This window comes from Enterobacter sp. AG326, assembly GCF_004362415.1.
GTDB lineage: Bacteria > Pseudomonadota > Gammaproteobacteria > Enterobacterales > Enterobacteriaceae > Enterobacter > Enterobacter asburiae.
In genome coordinates, this window is sequence record NZ_SNXG01000002.1 from 327,924 (window position 1) to 346,396 (window position 18,473).

The 18,473-nt window shown below is 60.0% G+C and carries 13 protein-coding genes; 5 read left to right on the forward strand and 8 right to left on the reverse strand.

From position 1 onward, the window contains the following. Positions 1–112: 112 nt before the first annotated feature. On the forward strand, positions 113–1,708 hold the full coding sequence (locus DFO52_RS08565; protein ID WP_029740603.1) for an ABC-F family ATPase: 1,596 nt from the start codon (positions 113–115) through the stop codon (positions 1,706–1,708). Positions 1,709–1,798: 90 nt separating this feature from the next. Here DFO52_RS08565 and DFO52_RS08570 read toward each other — a convergent pair whose 3' ends face one another. Both DFO52_RS08570 and DFO52_RS08575 read right to left on the reverse strand, forming a co-directional pair. Further along, positions 1,799–4,162, reverse strand: a complete 2,364-nt coding sequence (locus DFO52_RS08570; RefSeq protein ID WP_133550107.1) for a glycoside hydrolase family 31 protein — start codon at positions 4,160–4,162, stop codon at positions 1,799–1,801. Positions 4,163–4,179: 17 nt separating this feature from the next. Continuing rightward, positions 4,180–5,481, reverse strand: coding sequence for an MFS transporter (locus tag DFO52_RS08575; RefSeq protein WP_023335029.1), 1,302 nt, complete (start codon positions 5,479–5,481; stop codon positions 4,180–4,182). 288 nt (positions 5,482–5,769) lie between these two features. On the opposite strand from DFO52_RS08575, the gene DFO52_RS08580 reads away from it, so the two are divergent. Further along, positions 5,770–6,843, forward strand: a complete 1,074-nt coding sequence (locus DFO52_RS08580) for a LacI family DNA-binding transcriptional regulator (protein WP_133550109.1) — start codon at positions 5,770–5,772, stop codon at positions 6,841–6,843. Here the strand turns inward: DFO52_RS08580 and DFO52_RS08585 are convergent. The 4 genes from DFO52_RS08585 to DFO52_RS08600 all read right to left on the reverse strand — a co-directional run bounded on the left by DFO52_RS08585 (position 6,840) and on the right by DFO52_RS08600 (position 12,591). After that, positions 6,840–8,096 carry a DUF1479 domain-containing protein gene (locus DFO52_RS08585; RefSeq protein WP_133550111.1) on the reverse strand — a complete coding sequence of 419 codons (1,257 nt, stop codon included), beginning with the start codon at positions 8,094–8,096 and terminating at the stop codon, positions 6,840–6,842. The two genes, DFO52_RS08580 and DFO52_RS08585, sit on opposite strands and share 4 nt — an antisense overlap. A gap of 149 nt (positions 8,097–8,245) precedes the next feature. After that, positions 8,246–9,061 carry a Cof-type HAD-IIB family hydrolase gene (locus tag DFO52_RS08590; RefSeq protein ID WP_047648275.1) on the reverse strand — a complete coding sequence of 272 codons (816 nt, stop codon included), beginning with the start codon at positions 9,059–9,061 and terminating at the stop codon, positions 8,246–8,248. Positions 9,062–9,254: 193 nt separating this feature from the next. Beyond that, the gene (locus tag DFO52_RS08595) at positions 9,255–11,687 is read right to left on the reverse strand and encodes a formate C-acetyltransferase/glycerol dehydratase family glycyl radical enzyme (RefSeq protein ID WP_133550113.1); all 2,433 of its coding nucleotides are present in this window, start codon (positions 11,685–11,687) and stop codon (positions 9,255–9,257) included. A 4-nt stretch (positions 11,688–11,691) separates the two neighbouring features. After that, positions 11,692–12,591: a glycyl-radical enzyme activating protein gene (locus tag DFO52_RS08600; protein WP_133550115.1), complete on the reverse strand. Its 900-nt coding sequence runs from the start codon at positions 12,589–12,591 to the stop codon at positions 11,692–11,694. A 128-nt stretch (positions 12,592–12,719) separates the two neighbouring features. On the opposite strand from DFO52_RS08600, the gene fsa reads away from it, so the two are divergent. Next, positions 12,720–13,382 carry a fructose-6-phosphate aldolase gene (gene fsa, locus DFO52_RS08605; protein ID WP_029740596.1) on the forward strand — a complete coding sequence of 221 codons (663 nt, stop codon included), beginning with the start codon at positions 12,720–12,722 and terminating at the stop codon, positions 13,380–13,382. A gap of 89 nt (positions 13,383–13,471) precedes the next feature. On the opposite strand, the gene moeB is transcribed toward fsa, so the two are convergent. Both moeB and moeA read right to left on the reverse strand, forming a co-directional pair. Further along, positions 13,472–14,224 carry a molybdopterin-synthase adenylyltransferase MoeB gene (moeB, locus tag DFO52_RS08610; protein ID WP_133550117.1) on the reverse strand — a complete coding sequence of 251 codons (753 nt, stop codon included), beginning with the start codon at positions 14,222–14,224 and terminating at the stop codon, positions 13,472–13,474. Position 14,225: 1 nt separating this feature from the next. Further along, positions 14,226–15,458: a molybdopterin molybdotransferase MoeA gene (gene moeA, locus DFO52_RS08615; protein ID WP_133550119.1), complete on the reverse strand. Its 1,233-nt coding sequence runs from the start codon at positions 15,456–15,458 to the stop codon at positions 14,226–14,228. 188 nt (positions 15,459–15,646) lie between these two features. Here moeA and iaaA point away from each other — a divergent pair, with 188 nt between their 5' ends. Continuing rightward, positions 15,647–16,585 carry a beta-aspartyl-peptidase gene (iaaA, locus tag DFO52_RS08620; RefSeq protein ID WP_133550403.1) on the forward strand — a complete coding sequence of 313 codons (939 nt, stop codon included), beginning with the start codon at positions 15,647–15,649 and terminating at the stop codon, positions 16,583–16,585. Positions 16,586–16,596: 11 nt separating this feature from the next. Continuing rightward, on the forward strand, positions 16,597–18,468 hold the full coding sequence (gene gsiA, locus DFO52_RS08625; protein WP_133550121.1) for a glutathione ABC transporter ATP-binding protein GsiA: 1,872 nt from the start codon (positions 16,597–16,599) through the stop codon (positions 18,466–18,468). The last annotated feature ends 5 nt before the right edge of the window (positions 18,469–18,473 follow it).

Genomic DNA, 18,473 nt, shown 5'->3' on the forward strand with positions numbered 1-18,473 from the left:
ATCACATTTTTTTCGATTTTGTTAAAGTTTAGTGGATTGCCGCAACACGGGATCTCAATTCGGAATTGTGGCATAATGCCGTGTTTATCACACTTTTCGCAGGAATCTCCCCGTGTTAGTTACCAGCAACGTCACTATGCAGTTTGGCAGTAAGCCGCTGTTCGAAAACATTTCCGTCAAATTTGGCGGCGGCAACCGTTACGGCCTGATTGGTGCCAACGGTAGCGGAAAATCCACCTTTATGAAGATCCTCGGCGGTGACCTGGAGCCGACGCTCGGCAACGTATCGCTCGACCCTAACGAGCGTATCGGTAAGCTGCGTCAGGATCAGTTCGCCTTCGAAGAGTTCACCGTGCTGGACACCGTGATCATGGGGCATGGGGAACTGTGGGAAGTGAAGCAGGAGCGCGATCGCATCTACGCGCTGGCCGAAATGAGCGAAGAAGACGGCTATAAAGTGGCCGAGCTGGAAACGCAGTACGGCGAGATGGACGGCTACTCTGCGGAAGCGCGCGCGGGCGAGCTGCTGCTGGGCGTAGGCATTCCGGTTGAACAGCATTACGGCCCGATGAGCGAAGTTGCGCCAGGCTGGAAGCTGCGCGTGCTGCTGGCACAGGCGCTGTTCTCTAACCCGGACATCCTGCTGCTCGACGAACCGACGAACAACCTGGACATCGACACCATCCGCTGGCTGGAGCAGACGCTGAACGATCGCGACAGCACCATGATCATCATCTCGCACGACCGTCACTTCCTGAACATGGTCTGTACGCACATGGCGGATCTGGACTACGGCGAGCTGCGCGTTTATCCGGGCAACTACGACGAATACATGACGGCGGCCACCCAGGCGCGTGAACGTCTGCTGGCGGATAACGCCAAGAAGAAAGCGCAGATTGCTGACCTGCAGTCCTTCGTCAGCCGCTTTAGCGCCAACGCCTCTAAGTCGCGTCAGGCGACCTCGCGTGCGCGTCAGATCGACAAAATCAAGCTGGACGAAGTCAAAGCCTCCAGCCGTCAAAACCCGTTCATCCGCTTCGAGCAGGACAAGAAACTGTTCCGTAACGCGCTGGAAGTGGAAGCTCTTGAAAAAGGCTTTGAGAACGGTCCGCTGTTTAAAAAATTCAACCTGCTGCTGGAAGTGGGCGAGAAGATTGCCATCCTCGGTGCCAACGGCGTGGGTAAATCCACCATGCTGAAAACCCTGGTTGGCGAACTGCAGCCGGACAACGGCACCGTGAAGTGGTCTGAAAACGCGCAGATTGGCTACTACGCGCAGGACCATGAGTACGAGTTCGAAAACGACCTCACCGTCTTCGACTGGATGAGCCAGTGGAAGCAGGAAGGCGACGACGAGCAGGCGGTGCGCAGCATTCTGGGTCGTCTGCTGTTCAGCCAGGACGACATCAAAAAGCCGGCTAAGGTGCTCTCCGGTGGCGAGAAGGGCCGCATGCTGTTCGGCAAGCTGATGATGGAAAAACCAAACATCCTGGTGATGGACGAACCGACTAACCACCTGGACATGGAATCTATCGAATCCTTGAACATGGCGCTGGAGATGTATCAGGGTACCCTGATCTTCGTCTCTCACGACCGTGAGTTCGTCAGCTCGCTGGCGACCCGCGTGATCGAAATTACGCCAGAGCGCGTGGTGGACTTCACCGGTAACTATGAAGACTACCTGCGCAGTAAAGGTATCGAGAACTAAAAAAAGCCGGGTGGCGGCTTCGCCTTACCCGGCCTACGTTCTATTCCCTCTCCCCGTGGGAGAGGGTTAGGGTGAGGGCATCAGGCCGCACTACACCACCCACTCGCCCCCTTCAACTCCGTTCACCAGCAGCGTACGTTTTTCCCCTACAGGCAGCGACACCTTAAGCGCTTTCCACGCCGGACGATAATCCCCGCGCGCGTTGACCTTCAGGTTGATGGTTGCGCCGTCACACACCATTTCCCACTCCACCCACAGCGCATTGCCGTTCTGATAGCCCCAGCTTTCGCCGTCGTCTTCAAACAGCATGCCTGAGGTTGTCCCGACGCCCTTCACCGGGAACAGCTTCAGCTCGCGGGTGTTGTCTTTTTCAGCGGACACGTGGGTAATGCGTTCGCTCAGCGGCAGACCGGCACCGGCGCGCACCAGCAGCGGCAGTTTTTCCAGCGGCGCGTCGAGGACGATCGACTGGCCGCCCGCATACCACGCGTGGGTGTAAAAATCATACCAGCCGGTGTCGTTCTCCGGCAGCCAGACGCGGCGCTCGCGCTGCCCGGCTTCGACGACGCTGGCGACCAGCAGGTCGCGGCCCAGCAGGAAGTCATCGCACTCCTCAAACGTCTGCGCATCATGCTCGTGGTCGAGGAAGGTCGGGCGCAGCATCGGCTCGTCGTCGGCATGCGCCTGCCAGAGCAGGGTGTAGAGGTACGGCAGCAGGCGGTAGCGCAGCTCAACCGCACCGCGAATGGCTGGCGTGACGCCCGGGTACATCCACGGCTCGTTCACGGTGTGGTCATCGTTCCACGAGTGAATGGTAAAGCGCGGGTGCATCACGCCGTTCTGCACCCAGCGCACGAACAGCTCGGCGTCAGGCTTGTCGCCGGAGAAACCGCCGACGTCATGGCCGACGTTGAACAGCCCGGACAGGCTCATGCCAAGCCCCATGCGGATGTTATAGCGCAGGGTGTCCCAATTGGTGCGGTTGTCGCCGCTCCAGGTCTGGACGTAGCGCTGCATCCCGGCGCAGCCGGAGCGGGAGATGAGATACGGACGTTTTTCCGGCGCGAAACGCTGCTGCGCTTCCAGCGAGGCGCGCATCATCAGCAGCGGCATCACCGGGCGAATGTGCTTGATGGCGATCTCCTTGCCGAAGCCAAAGCAGCGCGCTTCTCCGTCCCACACTTCATATTCGTTGTTATCGTTCCAGGTGGAGTCGATGCCCATCTCCAGCAGCTGCGTGGTGACGCCGTTCTGCCACCACTGCACCGTCTGCGGGTTGGTAAAGTCGAGGTGCGAGCCTTCGTCATCCCAGAAGCTGGAACGTTCCGGCGCATCGGTTTCTGAATCGCGAATGAACAGGCCGCTCTCCGCCACTTCGCTATAGCGCGGATGATCCTGCAGCAGGCACGGCTTGATGTTGGCCGCCAGCTTTAGCCCCGCGTCGTGAAACGCCTGGCTCATCACCTTCGGCTGCGGAACCTTGTCATAGTTCCAGTTGAAGACGTAGCGCTTGCCGTTGATGGAGGTATAGCCGGAGGAGAGCTGGAACGAGTCGCATGGAATGGCGTGCTCTTCGCACAGGCGGATGAAGTTCATCAGCTGGTTCTGGGCGTCCGGCGCGTCGGTGTAGTACATGGTCGAGCCGCTGTAGCCCAGGCTCCACTTCGGTCCGAACAGCGTTTTCCCGGTCAGGCGCACGAAGGCTTTGGTGACGTCCAGCACGCGCGTGCCGGTAAAGATGTAGTAATCGATGTCGCCCGCTTCCGCCTGCCAGCGACGGTAGGCGGTGTGGTAGTTGTCGATCTCGTTGCCCAGATCCAGCCAGCAGCTGCTCAGGTTGTCGTAGAACAGGCCGTAGCTGATATCGTCGCGGCGGGCGATAGTGAACGGGATGTGCTTGTAGAGCGGGTCGGTGCTGGCCGCGTTGTACCCCATTGCGTCGAGGTTGCGCATCTCATAGCGTTTGCCGTTGCGCTGCAGATCGCCCGCTTTCTCGCCCAGGCCGTAAAAACGCTCGTCCTTGCGACGGCTGAGGTAGTGCGCCACGCCGTCGCCGTGGGCGTTCAGCAGGTAGGCGCTGGTTGGACGGTCGTTGACCAGCGGCTGCCACTCGCCCGCCTCATTGCGGTAGTGCCACTCCAGCCACAGCGGCTGGTGGACCGTCACGCGCAGCTGTTCGGTTGCCACGGTGAGCGTCTCATCCTGCTGCGTCAGGGTCCAGGCCGGACAGGAGAAACCGCTTATATCGTCACGACGGCGGCCTTCCCACGGAACGTCTTTTTCCGGCGCGATGCTCCAGGTGCGGTCCAGCGCCAGCTCGCCTTTGCGTTTGATCAGCACGCGGAACAGGTTCTCTTCCAGCACATACAGGCACAGGCGGTGCTGGTTATCGACCAGCAGTTCCAGATGGTTTGCCGACTGCGTATCAAGGGTCCAGTTTTTCAGGGTTTTCATATGCAATACATCCACTATCAGGCGCGCTTGGCGCGACGTTCAGCAATAAATGCTACCAGGAAGACAGCGCCAATCAGGTCAAAGAAGCCCATGGCAATAAAGAGCGGGTTAAAGCCGATTTTGTCGGCGGTCACGCCGATTAACAGCGAAAACAGGAAGCTGGCGATCCACGCCGCAGAGCCGCGCATGCCGTTTACGGTCGCCATCTGGCCTTTGTCGAACGACTCAACGACCAGGGCGCTCAGCATGCAGGAGATAATCTGGTGCCCGAAGCCGCCGATGGAGATCAGCACGATGGTGATATACGGGTCGCGGGTAATGGCCACGATGCCCAGCGAGATCATCAGGAACGCGCCCGTCACGGAGCTGGCAACGACCGAGTTAACGCGCGAGCAGCCGAACAGACGGGTGTACAGACGCGTCAGGTAGCCACTCGCCACGCTGCCGAGGTCGGCGGCGAGGAACGGCAGCCAGGCAAACATCGCAATCTGCTTCAGGTCCATGCCGTGCTCTTTGGCGAGGTACAGCGGCACCCAGAAGCTCAGCACCGCCCAGGCCGGTTCAGCCATAAAGGCCGGAATGGCGATACCGTAGAAGCGTTTGTTTTTCGAGACGGTTTTCAGCGCGGTCAGGAAGGGCAGTCTCACCGCAGGCGGTTCGTTGTCCTGCTTGATAAACGCTAGCTCGTCCTTGCTCAGGTTCGGGTGCTGCTCCGGGTTGTGGTAGAACGCCCACCAGAGGATCACCCACAGCAGCGCCAGCACGCCGGTAAACATAAACGCGCCCTGCCAGCCGAACGATGCGTGAGCAAAGTAGATGATAGGCGGGGCCAGCATCGCGCCGATGGAGAAGCCCACGCCCGCCCAGCCGGCGGCAACAGGTCGCTCTGATTTCGGGAACCATTCGCCGATGGTTTTGGCGTTTGCCGGGGTAGCGGCGGCCTCAGAGGCACCCATAAAGAAGCGCAGAATAGCGAGGTGCAGCCAGCTTCCGGCGCCCGCGTGGAAGATACACATCAGCGCCCAGATCCCGGCGCAGACCATAAAGCCAATCTTCAGACCGATGACGTCAATCAGCCAGCCGCACAGGGGCTGGAAGATGGTATAGGCGATCTGGAACGCGCCGACGATCCAGGAGTATTGCTCGGTGGTGATCCCGAGGCTCTCTTTCAGTTCCGGGGCGAGTATCCCGAGTGAGTTTCGGGTGATGTAGTTAACGGTGACGCCAAGTAAGAACAGCACCAGCACGTACCAGCGCAGGTTCTTGATGACGCGACGGGTTTTGCTTGTCGCTACGGTGTTATTGATGTCCTGACTCATTTTACTCTCCACAAGACGGACGGTAAGGGGACGGAGGTTCAGGTGTCACACGGATTTTTATGCCTTTGATTTCTATCCGTTTAAAATGCCTAAGTTGGTATACAACTAGTATGGAAGTTGTGTGACAAGTTCACCTTAAGGAAGAAAATGAGTGGGCAAAAGTGGATTTTGTGCAAAATTTCTCATAACTGACATAAACCCTCTGGCATGATGGCCTTTATGTCAGCTATTGACTGACCAATACGCTATGAAAATTTTTTCATTTCGCAAATGGAGCCAGATCACAAAATGGACAAAAGGCTAAAAATCACCGAAATCGCGGCCCGGACGCAGCTCTCGATCAGCACCGTGTCGCGGGTGCTGGCGGGAAAAGCGAATACCAGTGAAAAAGCACGCGCGAAGGTGCTGGCGTGCGCGCGGGAGCTGGGGGTGATGGATGGTATGGCGGCAGGGCGCCTGCTGCTTAACAGCCTGGTGGTTTTTGCCCCGCAGCGGGCGTTTGACGAGCGGTCCGACATCTTTTACTACCGCGTGATCCAGAGCGTGAGTAAAGGCCTGGCGTCCCACGATGTGCGCCTTCGCTACTGCGCGCTGGAGGAGAACGACAGCGACGCCCAGCTGTTTCTGGCACGCATGAACGAAGGGGATACCCAGGCGGCAATCCTTCTTGGCATCGACGATCCCCATATCCACGATCTGGCAGTGGACGTCGGTAAACCCTGCATGCTGATTAACTGCCGCGACCGGCACATGCGTCTGCCTGCCGTCGCGCCGGATCATCGTGCCATTGGCGAGCGGGCGGCGGAATATCTGTTCGAAATGGGACATCGTGAGGTGATGAACGTGCTGTGCCTGCGCCGCTACACCATGGAGCTGCGCCTGGCGGGGATCCGCGACGCGTGGCAGTCTCACAACCTGAAATTCAACGATAAACGCGATCTGCTGGTGGTGCCCAGCTTCAGCGCGCGCGAAACGGAACAGATGGTCAGCAGCTGGCTCAGTGAAGTGCAGGGGAAGGATTTACCTACCGCGTTCCTGGTTGGCGGCGACTTCATGGCGGCGGGCACCATTAGCGCCTTACAAAACCACGGCCTGCGCGTGCCGCAGGACGTGTCGGTGATGAGCATTGACGGCTTTAACCTGGCGGCAATCCAGGATGTGCCTCTGACGGCCGTGCATGTCCCCCGCGATGAGCTGGGAACAGAAGCGGTTTATATGCTCCAGCAGCGGCTGATGCGCCCGGACGCGCCGGTTGGGACGTTACTGCTTAACGGCACGCTGGCCGTGCGGGAATCGGTACGGCGGATACGTCAGGGGAAACGACGCACCGCCGTAGAGCGGGAAGGGTTGTACGACAGTTAGACCATGCCCAGAGCGCGCTTGCCGTGGATGTTGAGATCGTTCACGGTAAAGCGGTCCTGCCAGCTCTTTTCATAATCCTCGCGCGGGAAGTCTCCCGGCGACGCGCCGGTTTCCAGCGCTTCCTTGACCTTCTTCGCGTAGGCGAGGTTTTTCTCGCACATCGGCGCGGCGGGGATGTACATCACGTTGCCCCAGCCCTGCTGATTTTCCACCGGCGCGACGGAGTGGATCACATCGCAGTGCCACCACACGGAATCGCCTGCCTCGAGTGCCGGAATGCTGGTCAGCGCCTCGATCAGCAGCGGGTGCCACTTCTCGGAAACCGGCAGCACGCGCCCCGGCGACACGCCGCACAGCTCGTCTTCCGGCACGTCGTCCAGCAGCGGCCGCAGCAGTATATAGGCCATCGCTTCCGGGATGGGCACCACGTGCAGCAGCCCCTGACCTGGGATCATGTCCGACAGGGCCGTCCAGCCCTGAAAGGTCCGGAAAACGGAGCATTTGGTGGTGTTATCGACGGTGTACTCTTCCACTTCGGTACGGTGCGCGGCGTTCCACGGATCGTACTTATCGACGTTGCCGTCGAACAGGCGGGCAAACACCTGCTGATAGGCCGGAAGCAGCCAGCGCTCCAGCGCGCCGGAGTCGGTATGCGCGCCCAGCCCTTTCGAGGTGGTTCCCGGCGGACGGCGGCGGATACGGTCCGGGTAAATCACGCTCACGTCCGGGTTGAACCACTGCTTGCCGTTGCTCTCGAATGTCCATAAACGGTTCAGGAACGACTGCACCTGCGCCATCTCTTCGCTCTGGCGCGCCTGCATCTGCGCCTGCGACCAGTAAATCGGGTAAATCTCCGGACGGGAGGCCGTCAGGGTGCCGAAGAAGTTATCGCCCGGGCCTTTGTAGACCTCGTCAAACTTATTCAGATCGAGGTAGTCGAGCATCGACCGATCCCACGCCAGCGCCTGCTCGCGCGGGAAATGACCTTTAATCACCGCGCAGCCGCGGCGTTTAACGGCCTCGCGCTGTGTGTCGGTAATCGTGCCGTTTTTCACATCCGCAAACGGGATCACCGGCCAGACGGATTCGCCTTTGTTCTTAAGAGCGTTGATTTCCGCCACGCGGGTGGCAATTTTGTCGCTGAGCTTATTAAACACCGCCTGCACGTCGCCGATCTGCGCGCGCAGCTCACGTTTTAACTGACGGATTGCCGCTTTGTGATCCGCTGGCAAAGTTTCACTGGTAAAGGTCATAACTGCCTCGCATCTTTCATTCGAAAGTAAAAATGTCTACAAGTGATACTTTAAGTTAAAAATAAGTTAATGCAAGTTTAAAAACTTGACGCAAGCCACAGGACGGAAAAAGAGTGAGAGGCCGGAGCGACGCTCCGGCGAGGAAAGGATCAGAGGTCGAACGGGGAATGGTTGTCGAGCACGGCCTGAATGACGTTCAGCGCGCCCTGATGGTTGTTGTCGTCGGTGCCGTAGCGGCTGATTTCTTTGATGCTCTCTGCCGCGTTGCCCATCGCAAAGGAATATTTCACCAGCTTCAGCATCTCGGCGTCGTTGCCGCTGTCGCCAATGGCCACGCACTCCTGCGGGGAGATTTTCCAGCGTTTCAGCAGACGGCTAATGCCGTTGGCCTTGTGCAGGCCGGGGATAATCAAATCGACAAAACCAAAGCCGCTGGTGACCGGCTTCATAATGCCGTCCAGGGAGACGTGCAGTTTATCCACCAGATTAGGGATATCGCTGTCCGGCAGGTTCAGGGAGAACTTAAACAGCACGTCGTCAATTTCGCGGTAATCGCTGATGCGCTTTAAGCGGTGATAGTGCTTTGACATCAGCGCCACGAATTCTTCAGGAGCCTGGTCGCTGACCCAGGCGCTCTCCAGCCCGCAGGCCACGAAGTTCAGCCCTTTATCTTTCAGCAGTTCGCCAATCACGATCTGCGATTCATGACGCGTCAGCTCGCCGTGGAAAATCTGTTCGCCGCGATCGAACACCAGCGCGCCGTTTTCCGCCACGAAGGAGATCCGGTCTTTCAGCTCCGGAAAGAAGGAGATGAGCTGGTAATACTGGTTGCCGCTGGCGACAACGAATTCAATGTCGCGGGCTTTAAGCTGATCAAACTGTGCCTGGAAGCGGTCACGATCGTACTGCTTGGCATCATCAAGGAAAGTTCCGTCCATATCGGTGACGATAACTTTAACGGTCATACTGTGCTCCTGGGTCACTGCGTTTTGAAACATTCTAATAACAAGGTGACGGGGAGCACAAATTTAATTTCATTCGAAAGTAAAAGCAAAACGGCAACCTGGGTTGCCGTTTTTAGTGTTTTCTCCCTCTCCCCGCGGGAGAGGGGCGGGGTGAGGGCATCAGCGTGCGCATTTCCCCTTAAGGGATACACCGTTACAGCGTATGCTCAGTACGCGCAATAATATCGTCCTGCGCATCCGGCGACAGGGCGGTGAAGAACGCCGAGTAGCCCGCGACGCGCACCACGAGATCGCGATACTGGTCAGGATGTTTCTTCGCTTCCAGCAGCGTTTCGCGCGAGACGATGTTGTACTGAATATGCCAGCCCTTATGCACCTCGAAGAAGGTGCGCAGCAGCACCATCAGCTTCTGGCGATCGCTGTCGTTTTCCAGCGTCGACGGGTTCAGCTTCTGGTTAAGCAGCACGCCGCCGAGAATCGCTTCCGTCGGCAGTTTACCCACCGAGCCAATTACCGCCGTCGGGCCGAGGTGGTCCGTACCGGAGGCCGGGCTTGCCCCTTCCGCCAGCGGGGTTTGCGCCTTACGTCCGTCCGGGGTGGCCATCGTTGCCGCACCAAACGGCACGTTTGCAGAGATGGAAGAGGTGCCCGCGTAGTAGTTACCGCCAATCGGGCCGCGACCGTAGCGCGGGTTGTGGTACTGCTTCAGCTCTTCGATGTAGGTCTGATAGGCGCGCGTCAGCAGCATGTCCACGCTGTCGTCGTCGTTGCCGTACTTCGGCGCGCCGTTGATCAGACGCTGGCGCACCTGCTCGTGGGTCAGCCCGTCGAAGTCATCCGCCAGCGCCGCCGCCAGCTGCTGTTGACCAATAGTGCCCTGCTCGAACACCAGCTTCTTCACCGCCGCCAGGCTGTTACCGAGGTTGGCGATGCCCACCTGCAGGCCGGAGACCCAGTCGTACTTCGCGCCGCCCTGCTTGATGCTTTTCGCGCGCTCGATGCAGTCGTCCACCAGCGCCGAGCAGAGAATATCGTGGACGTTCTCTTCCAGCATGGTGTCCACCACGTACTCAATCTCGATGGATTTGCGGGTGTAGTAGCGGATCTGGCTGTCCCACGCCGCCATTACTTCGTCGAAGTTGTCGAAGTTACTGGCGGAGAGCGCTTTTTCCTGCGGCAGGAACACCTTGCCGCTGGTGGCGTCGCGCCCGCCTTCCAGCGCCGCCAGCATCACGCGGGCGAAGTTGATAAAGCTCATGCCGGTGCAGCGGTAGCCCCACTTGCCGCCCACCGCGGTTTCGATACAGCCGATGGCCGCGTAGTCGTAGGCGTCGTCTCGTTCAACGCCGAGCTTGATGAATTCCGGAATGACGATTTCATCGTTGTTGAACGCGGGCATCCCGAAGCCGCAGCGGATCACCTGCACGCAGGCGTCGAGGAAGTCGTTGCTCATGCCCGCGTGGTAGCGCACGCTCAGGTTCGGCTGGGTGGAGCGCAGGCGACCGCAGGATTCCAGAATTGCGTAGGAGAGCGGGTTTACCGCGTCCATCGGCTCACCGTTGACCAGCTTCTGGCCGCCGATGGTGACGTTCTGGTACAGCGGGCTACCGGCGGAAGCCTTCGAGTGTGAGCCGGAGCGGATCTTGTTCACTTCCAGCAGCTTCAGCCAGCAGCTGTGCAGCAGCTCGATGGCGTGCTCGCGATCCAGGCTCTGGTTCAGCTCCACGTCGCGGCGGTAGTACGGATAGAGATACTGGTCCATACGCGCGAAGGAGACGGAGTGGCCGTTGGACTCAATCTGCAGGATCAGCTGGATGAAGTAGCACAGCTGCAGCGCCTGCCAGAAGGTTTTTGGCGGCTCGTGGGCAATCACGTCGCAGTTTTCCGCCATCGCCAGCAGCTCGTCGCGGCGGCTTTCGCGGGTCTCGGTGGACGCCATTTCACGCGCCAGATCGGCAAAGCGTTTGATGTGCAGGCTCACCGCTTCCAGCACGATATCGATCGCCTTCAGGAACTGGTCGCCGTGCAGGTCTTCCAGCACCGTCAGGTTGATGCGCGAGCGGCGTTCCGCCACCTTAGCGCGCAGGCCGTCGAGGCCTTTCTCCAGCACCAGCGGGAAGTTCACCGCCAGGTGCGCGTCGCCGGAGGTCATGTTGCCTTCGGCTTTGATAATGCCGGTTTCCAGCAGGCCTTTCTGCTCGTCGGTGAACATGCCGTAACAGCGATCCTGCACCGTCTGGCCGCGCCACCACGGGCAGATCTCATGCAGCACGCGCTTGTTCTCTTCGCTCACCGCAAAGCCCGCGCCCGGGCGGTCCGCCAGATCGTCGATCTCTTTCTCAATCCAGGAGACGGTGTATTCCGGGAAAATCGGCGCGGCGCGCACTTCGCTTGCCTGGTTACCGATAATCAGCTCGTCGTGTTTGATCCAGATGGTGCGTTCCGCCAGGTGATGCGCCAGCGCCAGAGCGCGGCGTACCGGGATCGGCTTGTCCATGTGCTGCTGGTACATTTCGGTGTAATGCTGCGCGCGCTCGGTACAGACCGGCGGCTTGACGATATGCACCAGCGCCGTTTTGTGCGCCTTAATGCGCTCGCTGAGGGTGTTGAGATTCAGGGTTGTCATAGGTTTATCCTCGTAAGGTCGCGGTTAACCCTTTCTGGCAGGCGTACTGCTGCGCGAAGTCCAGCAGGGCAGGGTTATCCAGCGGTTTGTCAGGGGCAGAGTAGGGTTGGCCGAGCAGGGTGTATTTGTTCATGCCCAGCGTGTGATACGGCAGAAAATGAATATCCTCGACGCCAAGCTCGTCGGCGGCGAAGTTGGTAATGGCGGTTATGGACGCTTCATCGGCGTTAAAGCCCTGGATCAGCGGCACGCGGATGGTGATTTTTTTTCCGGCGGCGGCAAGGCGTTTCAGGTTATTCAGGATCCGCTTGGCCGAACCGTCCGTCCACTGTTTGAACACGTCACCGTCGACGTGCTTCAGGTCGGCGAGGAACAGATCGACGTAGGGTAATGACGGCTCGATATAGTGCCACGGCACGTGAAGGCAGGTTTCGACGGCGGTGTGGATCCCCTGTTCGTGGCTGGCTTTAAACAGGGCGTGCGCCAGCTCAGGGTTCATAAACGGCTCGCCGCCGGAGAGGGTGATCCCGCCGCCGCTGCGGTCGTAGAAGGGTTTATCGCGCAGTACGGTCGCCATGATCTCCTCGACCTGCTGTTCTTCACCGCAGACGGTCAGCGCCTGCGTCGGGCAGCAGTCGGTAAGGGCGTTGAGCGTGGCGTCATCAAGCTTCTCACGATGGATGACCAGCCCGTTCAGCGCGCGTTCGATGCAGCCCGGCGCCGCCTGCTGGCACAGGTCGCAGCCGTCCAGGCACAGGCGCGCGTCAAACAGCACGTCCCGGCTGCGGGAGCGGCTTTCCGGGTTCTGGCACCAGCGACAGCCCAGCGAGCAGCCTTTCAGGAACACCACGGTTCGAATACCGGGGCCGTCGTGGGTAGAGTAACGCTGAATATTGAAGATCATGATTTCGCCTCTCATGTTGCATATGAAGATTAAATTACTTTCGAATGAAAGTTATCTTGATGCAGGTCAACTACTGAGCAGGTTTTGTCGTGATAGGGTAAGTGCAGGCTAAATTTGAGGGTGACATCATGGAACTTTATCTCGACACATCTGACGTTGCGGCAGTCAAAAAGCTGGCGCGTATCTTCCCGCTGGCGGGCGTGACCACTAACCCAAGCATTGTGGCGGCAGGTAAAACGCCGCTGGACGAGCTGCTGCCGGAGCTGCACGACGCGCTGGGCGGCAAAGGCCGTCTTTTCGCTCAGGTGATGGCGACCACCGCCGAAGGGATGGTGGAGGACGCGCGTAAGCTGCGCGCCATCATTAACGACCTGGTGGTAAAAGTGCCGGTGACCGCAGAAGGGCTGGCGGCAATCAAGATGCTGAAAGCGGAAGGGATCCCGACGCTGGGCACGGCGGTGTACGGCGCCGCGCAGGGGATGCTCTCCGCGCTGGCGGGGGCAGAGTATGTGGCCCCTTACGTTAACCGCGTGGACGCGCAGGGCGGGGACGGGATCCAGACTGTTGTGGAATTACAGCAGCTGCTGACGCTGCACGCCCCGCAGTCAAAGGTGCTGGCCGCGAGCTTTAAAACGCCGCGTCAGGCGCTGGACTGCCTGCTGGCAGGCTGCGAGTCCATCACGCTGCCGCTGGACGTGGCGCAGCAGTTTATTACCGCTCCGGCCGTGGATGCGGCGATCGTGAAGTTTGAGCAGGACTGGCAGGGGGCGTTTGGACGGACGTCGATTTGACGGGGGCGGCCTGATGCCCTCACCCCAACCCTCTCCCACAGGGAGAGGGAGCAAACACTAAAACGGCAACCTGAAGGTTGCCGTTTGCTTTAACCTCCGCAAACCTCACACCCCGGGTTACGCATCAGCTTCATCTCGCGGAACTGGCAGGTCATCGCGTCATACATCACGATTTTCCCCGCGGCAGGCGTGCCGTAGTGCGCCAGCACTTTGATCGCTTCCATCGCCTGCAGGGAGCCAATCACGCCGACCAGCGGCGCCATCACGCCTGCCTCAACGCAGGTCAGGGCGTTCTCGCCGAACAGACGGCTCAGGCAACGGTAGCAGGGTTCGCCTTCCGCGTACGTGAAGACGCTGATTTGCCCCTCCATGCGGATCGCCGCGCCGGAGACCAGCGGGATTTTGTGGGCAAAACAGCCCGCGTTCAGCTGGTTACGGACGGCGACGTTATCGGTGCAGTCGAGCACCAGGTCGTGCTGCGCAATCTGCGCCGACAGCGCGTCGTCATCCAGCATCGCGTCAATCAGGGTGAACTGAACGTTGGGGTTGATGCGCGCCAGCGCCGTGCGGGCGGAGTCCACTTTCGGCTGGCCAACCGTCGCGTCGCTGTGCAGCGTCTGGCGCTGCAGATTGGACACCGATACGGTATCGAAATCCAGCAGCGTCATCCTGCCCACGCCCGCCGCCGCAAGATACTGCGCGGCGGCGCAGCCCAGACCGCCCAGGCCGACAACCAGGACGCTGGCCGCCTTGAGCGCTTCCTGGCCCTCGAAGTCAAACCCGCGCAGCACAATCTGGCGGTTGTAGCGCATCATCTCCGGGTCGCTCAGCTCCACCGTCATGTCAGCCTCCGAACAGGTGGTTAAAGCGCTCTACCTCAACCCACTCGCCTGCTTCCACATTGCCGCGCTCGCGCTCCAGGACGATAAAGCAGTTGCCCTGGCTAAAGGAGCTGAAAATGTGAGAGCCCTGATGGCCGGTGGTGCTCACTTCGAGCTCGCCGTCCGCGTTGCGCGCCAGAATGCCGCGCTGGAAATCGAGGCGGCCCGGTGATTTTTTCAGGCGCGTGGCGGCGCGCAAGCGCTGGCGTTCAGGCAGCGGGCTGGCGCTGTTGCCGGAAAGCTTTGCCAGCAGCGGGATCGCCAGCTGGTAGAAGGTGAGTGCCGCCGAGACCGGATTACCCGGCAGGCCACAGAACCAGCTGTGTTGCAGCTTGCCAAATGCGAACGGTTTGCCCGGCTTGATAGCCAGCTTCCAGAAGGCGATCTCGCCCAGCTCTTCAAGGATGGTTTTGGTGTAATCCGCTTCGCCCACGGAGACGCCGCCGGAGCTGATGACCACGTCGGCGGCGTTATCCGCCTCGATAAACGCGGCGCGCAGTTTTTCCGGATCGTCAGGAATGATGCCGAGGTTAATCACCTCGCAGCCCAGCTGCTCCAGCATCAGGTGTACCGCCAGGCGGTTGGTGTCGTAAATCTGACCGTCCTGCAGCGGCTGGCCCGGAAGCTGCAGCTCGTCGCCGGTGGAGAAAACGGCAACGCGCACTTTACGGATAACGTCGATTTCAGCAACGCCAAGCGAGGCCAGCACCGGCAGTTCACCTACCGTCAGCTTCTGTCCGGCGGCAAAGACCGTTGCGCCAAGGGTGATATCTTCACCCGTGCGGCGGATGTTCTGGCCCGCTTTAACGTTCGCGGTAAAACGCACGCCGTCGTCGGTCTGTACGGTCTCTTCCTGCATCACCACGGCGTCGCAGCCAGCTGGTACGGGCGCGCCGGTCATGATGCGTACACAGGTGCCCGCAGGCCATTCACCGCTAAACGGTTGGCCCGCAAAGGCTTTACCCGCCACCGGCAGGGCGTTCCCTGTCTGGAGATCCGCCAGGCGTACCGCGTAACCGTCCATCGCGGAATTATCAAACCCCGGCACGTTAAGCGGAGAGACGATATCGCGCGCGGCAATACGGCCAAAACAGCGCACGAGGGGCAGCGTCTCAACGTCATGCAGCGGGGAAATTCGGTCAAGCATCTGCGTGAGTGCCGTCTCAAGCGGCATCAGTCCGGCGGTAAAATCCATGGTGGGCTCCTGCGGAGTAACAACGAAAGCGCTCATTATGGCAGAAAAGTGCGGCTAACTGTATGACCCGATAGGTGTACGCTTTACATCACAGTTACGTCTTTCTATATTCAAAAATCATCTGAAGTTTCATCGACGATAATGATATTTATAGAAAAAGCCGCAAATCAGGCTAACGGGTGATGCGAATGGTTAATGCGGTAATCGCAATTCATGGTGGCGCCGGGGCAATCACCCGAGCACAGCTCAGTCCCGAGCAGGAAAAGCGCTATATCGACGCGCTGTACGCCATTGTGGAAACGGGCCAGAGAATGCTGGAAGCGGGCGAAAGCGCGCTGGACGTGGTCACCGAGGCGGTACGCCTGCTGGAAGAGTGCCCGTTATTTAATGCGGGGATCGGTTCGGTCTTTACCCGGGATGAAACGCACGAGCTGGATGCCTGCGTGATGGACGGCGTCACCCTGAAAGCGGGCGCCGTGGCGGGCGTGAGTCATCTGCGCAATCCGGTGCTGGCCGCGCGTCTGGTGATGGAAGCGAGTCCGCACGTGCTGCTGACGGGGGCCGGGGCAGAGGCGTTTGCCTTCGAGCACGGAATGGAGCCGGTATCGCCGGATCTGTTTTCCACCGAGGAGCGCTATCAGCAGCTGCTGGAAGCCCGTTCGGCGGGCATGATGCAGCTTGACCACAGCGCGCCGCTGGATGAAACCACCAAAATGGGCACGGTCGGCGCGGTGGCGCTGGATAAGGCCGGGAACCTCGCGGCGGCGACCTCCACGGGCGGGATGACCAACAAGCTGCCCGGGCGCGTGGGCGATAGCCCGCTGCCGGGCGCCGGCTGCTATGCCAATAACGCGACGGCGGCGGTGTCGTGTACCGGAACCGGTGAAGTGTTTATCCGCGCCCTTGCGGCCTACGACATCACCGCGCTGATGGATTACGGCGGCTTAAGCCTCAGCGAAGCCTGCGAGCGCGTGGTGATGGAGAAACTGCCTGCGCTTGGCGGCATCGGCGGGCTCATTGCGGTGGATCGTGAGGGCAACGTGGCGTTGCCGTTCAACAGCGAAGGCATGTATCGCGCCTGGGGCTATGCCGGTGATGAACCGAGCACGGGCATCTATCGTGAATAAGGGGGCAGCGCGTGCCGCACAGTGAAGAACTGGACAACCGCGAAGTGCTGGCTGTCCATCAGCTCAATATTGCGTTTCAGGAAGAGCGGCAGTTCATCCCCGCAGTACAGAATTTATCGTTCACGCTCAGGCGCGGCGAGACGCTGGCGATTGTTGGCGAATCCGGCTCCGGTAAATCGGTCACCGCGCTGGCGCTGATGCGCCTGCTGGAACAGACGGGCGGGCAAATCAGCAGTGAGAAAATGCTTCTGCGCCGCCGCAACCGTCAGGTCATCGATTTAAATGAGCTGAGCGGTTCGCTGATGCAGGGCGTGCGCGGGGCGGATATTGCGATGATCTTCCAGGAGCCGATGACCTCCCTGAACCCGGTTTTCCCGGTCGGGGAACAAATCGCCGAGTCCATCCGCCTGCATCAGGGGCTGAGCGGCGATGAAGCGCTCAGCGAGGCCCGAAGGATGCTGGAGCTGGTGCGCATTCCGGAGGCGCAGGCCATTCTGGGTCGCTACCCGCATCAGCTTTCCGGCGGCATGCGCCAGCGCGTGATGATTGCCATGGCGCTCTCCTGCCGTCCGGCGGTGCTGATTGCCGACGAGCCGACGACGGCGCTGGACGTGACGATTCAGGCGCAGATCCTGCAGCTCATCAAAGTGCTGCAGCAGGAGATGGAGATGGGGGTGATTTTTATCACCCACGATATGGGCGTGGTCGCCGATATCGCCGATCGGGTGCTGGTGATGCACAAGGGCAGCGCGGTGGAAACCGGCCCGGTTGAGCAGATTTTTCACGCGCCCGTACATCCTTACACCAAAGCGCTGCTGGCGGCGGTTCCGCGCCTGGGGGCGATGAACGGCAGCGATTTGCCGCGCCGCTTCCCCCTGATTTCTCTCGAGGCGTCTGAGCAGCAGGAGGATGAGCGCGAGCAGGACACCGTGGTGCCGGGTAAACCCATTCTGGAAGTGCGCGATCTGGTCACCCGTTTTCCGCTGCGCAGCGGAGTACTGAACCGCGTTAAGCGCGAAGTGCACGCGGTGGAAAACGTCAGTTTCGATCTCTGGCCGGGCGAAACGCTGGCGCTGGTGGGGGAGTCCGGCTGCGGTAAATCCACCACCGGGCGCGCGTTGCTCCGTCTGGTGGAATCACAGGAAGGCAGCATTACCTTTAACGGTGAGCGCATTGATACCCTTCCGGACAGCAGGCTGCAGGCGGTGCGGCGGGATATTCAGTTTATTTTCCAGGATCCGTATGCCTCCCTCGATCCGCGCCATAAGGTGGGGTATTCGATCATGGAGCCGCTGCGGGTGCATAACCTGCTCGACGGCGAAGCGGCACAGCGTCGCGTGGCCTGGCTGCTGGAGCGCGTTGGCCTGAAGCCGGAGCACGCCTGGCGTTATCCTCACGAGTTTTCCGGCGGACAGCGGCAGCGTATCTGCATCGCCCGCGCGCTGGCGCTAAACCCGAAAGTGGTGATTGCCGATGAGTCCGTTTCGGCGCTGGATGTCTCTATTCGGGCGCAAATCATCAACTTACTGCTGGATTTACAGCGGGATATGGGCATCGCCTTCCTGTTTATCTCGCACGATATGGCCGTGGTCGAGCGCATCAGCCATCGCGTGGCGGTGATGTTTATGGGGCAGATCGTGGAGATTGGGCCGCGAAGGGCGGTGTTTGAAAACCCGCAGCACCCGTACACCCGCAAGCTTATCGCGGCGGTACCGGTTGCCGATCCCGCGCATCGTCACGGCCAGCGCGTGCTGCTGCAGGATGAAATGCCGAGCAATATTCATAAACGCGGCGAGGCCGTGGAGCGCGTGAGGCTGCGCGAGGTCGGGCCGGGTCATTTCGTCGCTCCCCCGCGTCAGGACAACGCTTTTTCGCGGTTATAACTTAC

Coding starts and splice junctions, on each gene's coding strand:
- moeB (WP_133550117.1), bottom strand. CDS start 14,224: ATGACGGTGGAGCTGAGCGACCCGGAGATGATGCGCTACAACCGCCAG.
- DFO52_RS08585 (WP_133550111.1), bottom strand. CDS start 8,096: ATGACCTTTACCAGTGAAACTTTGCCAGCGGATCACAAAGCGGCAATC.
- DFO52_RS08570 (WP_133550107.1), bottom strand. CDS start 4,162: ATGAAAACCCTGAAAAACTGGACCCTTGATACGCAGTCGGCAAACCAT.
- moeA (WP_133550119.1), bottom strand. CDS start 15,458: ATGGATTTTACCGCCGGACTGATGCCGCTTGAGACGGCACTCACGCAG.
- DFO52_RS08590 (WP_047648275.1), bottom strand. CDS start 9,061: ATGACCGTTAAAGTTATCGTCACCGATATGGACGGAACTTTCCTTGAT.
- DFO52_RS08600 (WP_133550115.1), bottom strand. CDS start 12,591: ATGATCTTCAATATTCAGCGTTACTCTACCCACGACGGCCCCGGTATT.
- fsa (WP_029740596.1), top strand. CDS start 12,720: ATGGAACTTTATCTCGACACATCTGACGTTGCGGCAGTCAAAAAGCTG.
- DFO52_RS08575 (WP_023335029.1), bottom strand. CDS start 5,481: ATGAGTCAGGACATCAATAACACCGTAGCGACAAGCAAAACCCGTCGC.
- DFO52_RS08580 (WP_133550109.1), top strand. CDS start 5,770: ATGGACAAAAGGCTAAAAATCACCGAAATCGCGGCCCGGACGCAGCTC.
- DFO52_RS08595 (WP_133550113.1), bottom strand. CDS start 11,687: ATGACAACCCTGAATCTCAACACCCTCAGCGAGCGCATTAAGGCGCAC.
- iaaA (WP_133550403.1), top strand. CDS start 15,647: ATGGTTAATGCGGTAATCGCAATTCATGGTGGCGCCGGGGCAATCACC.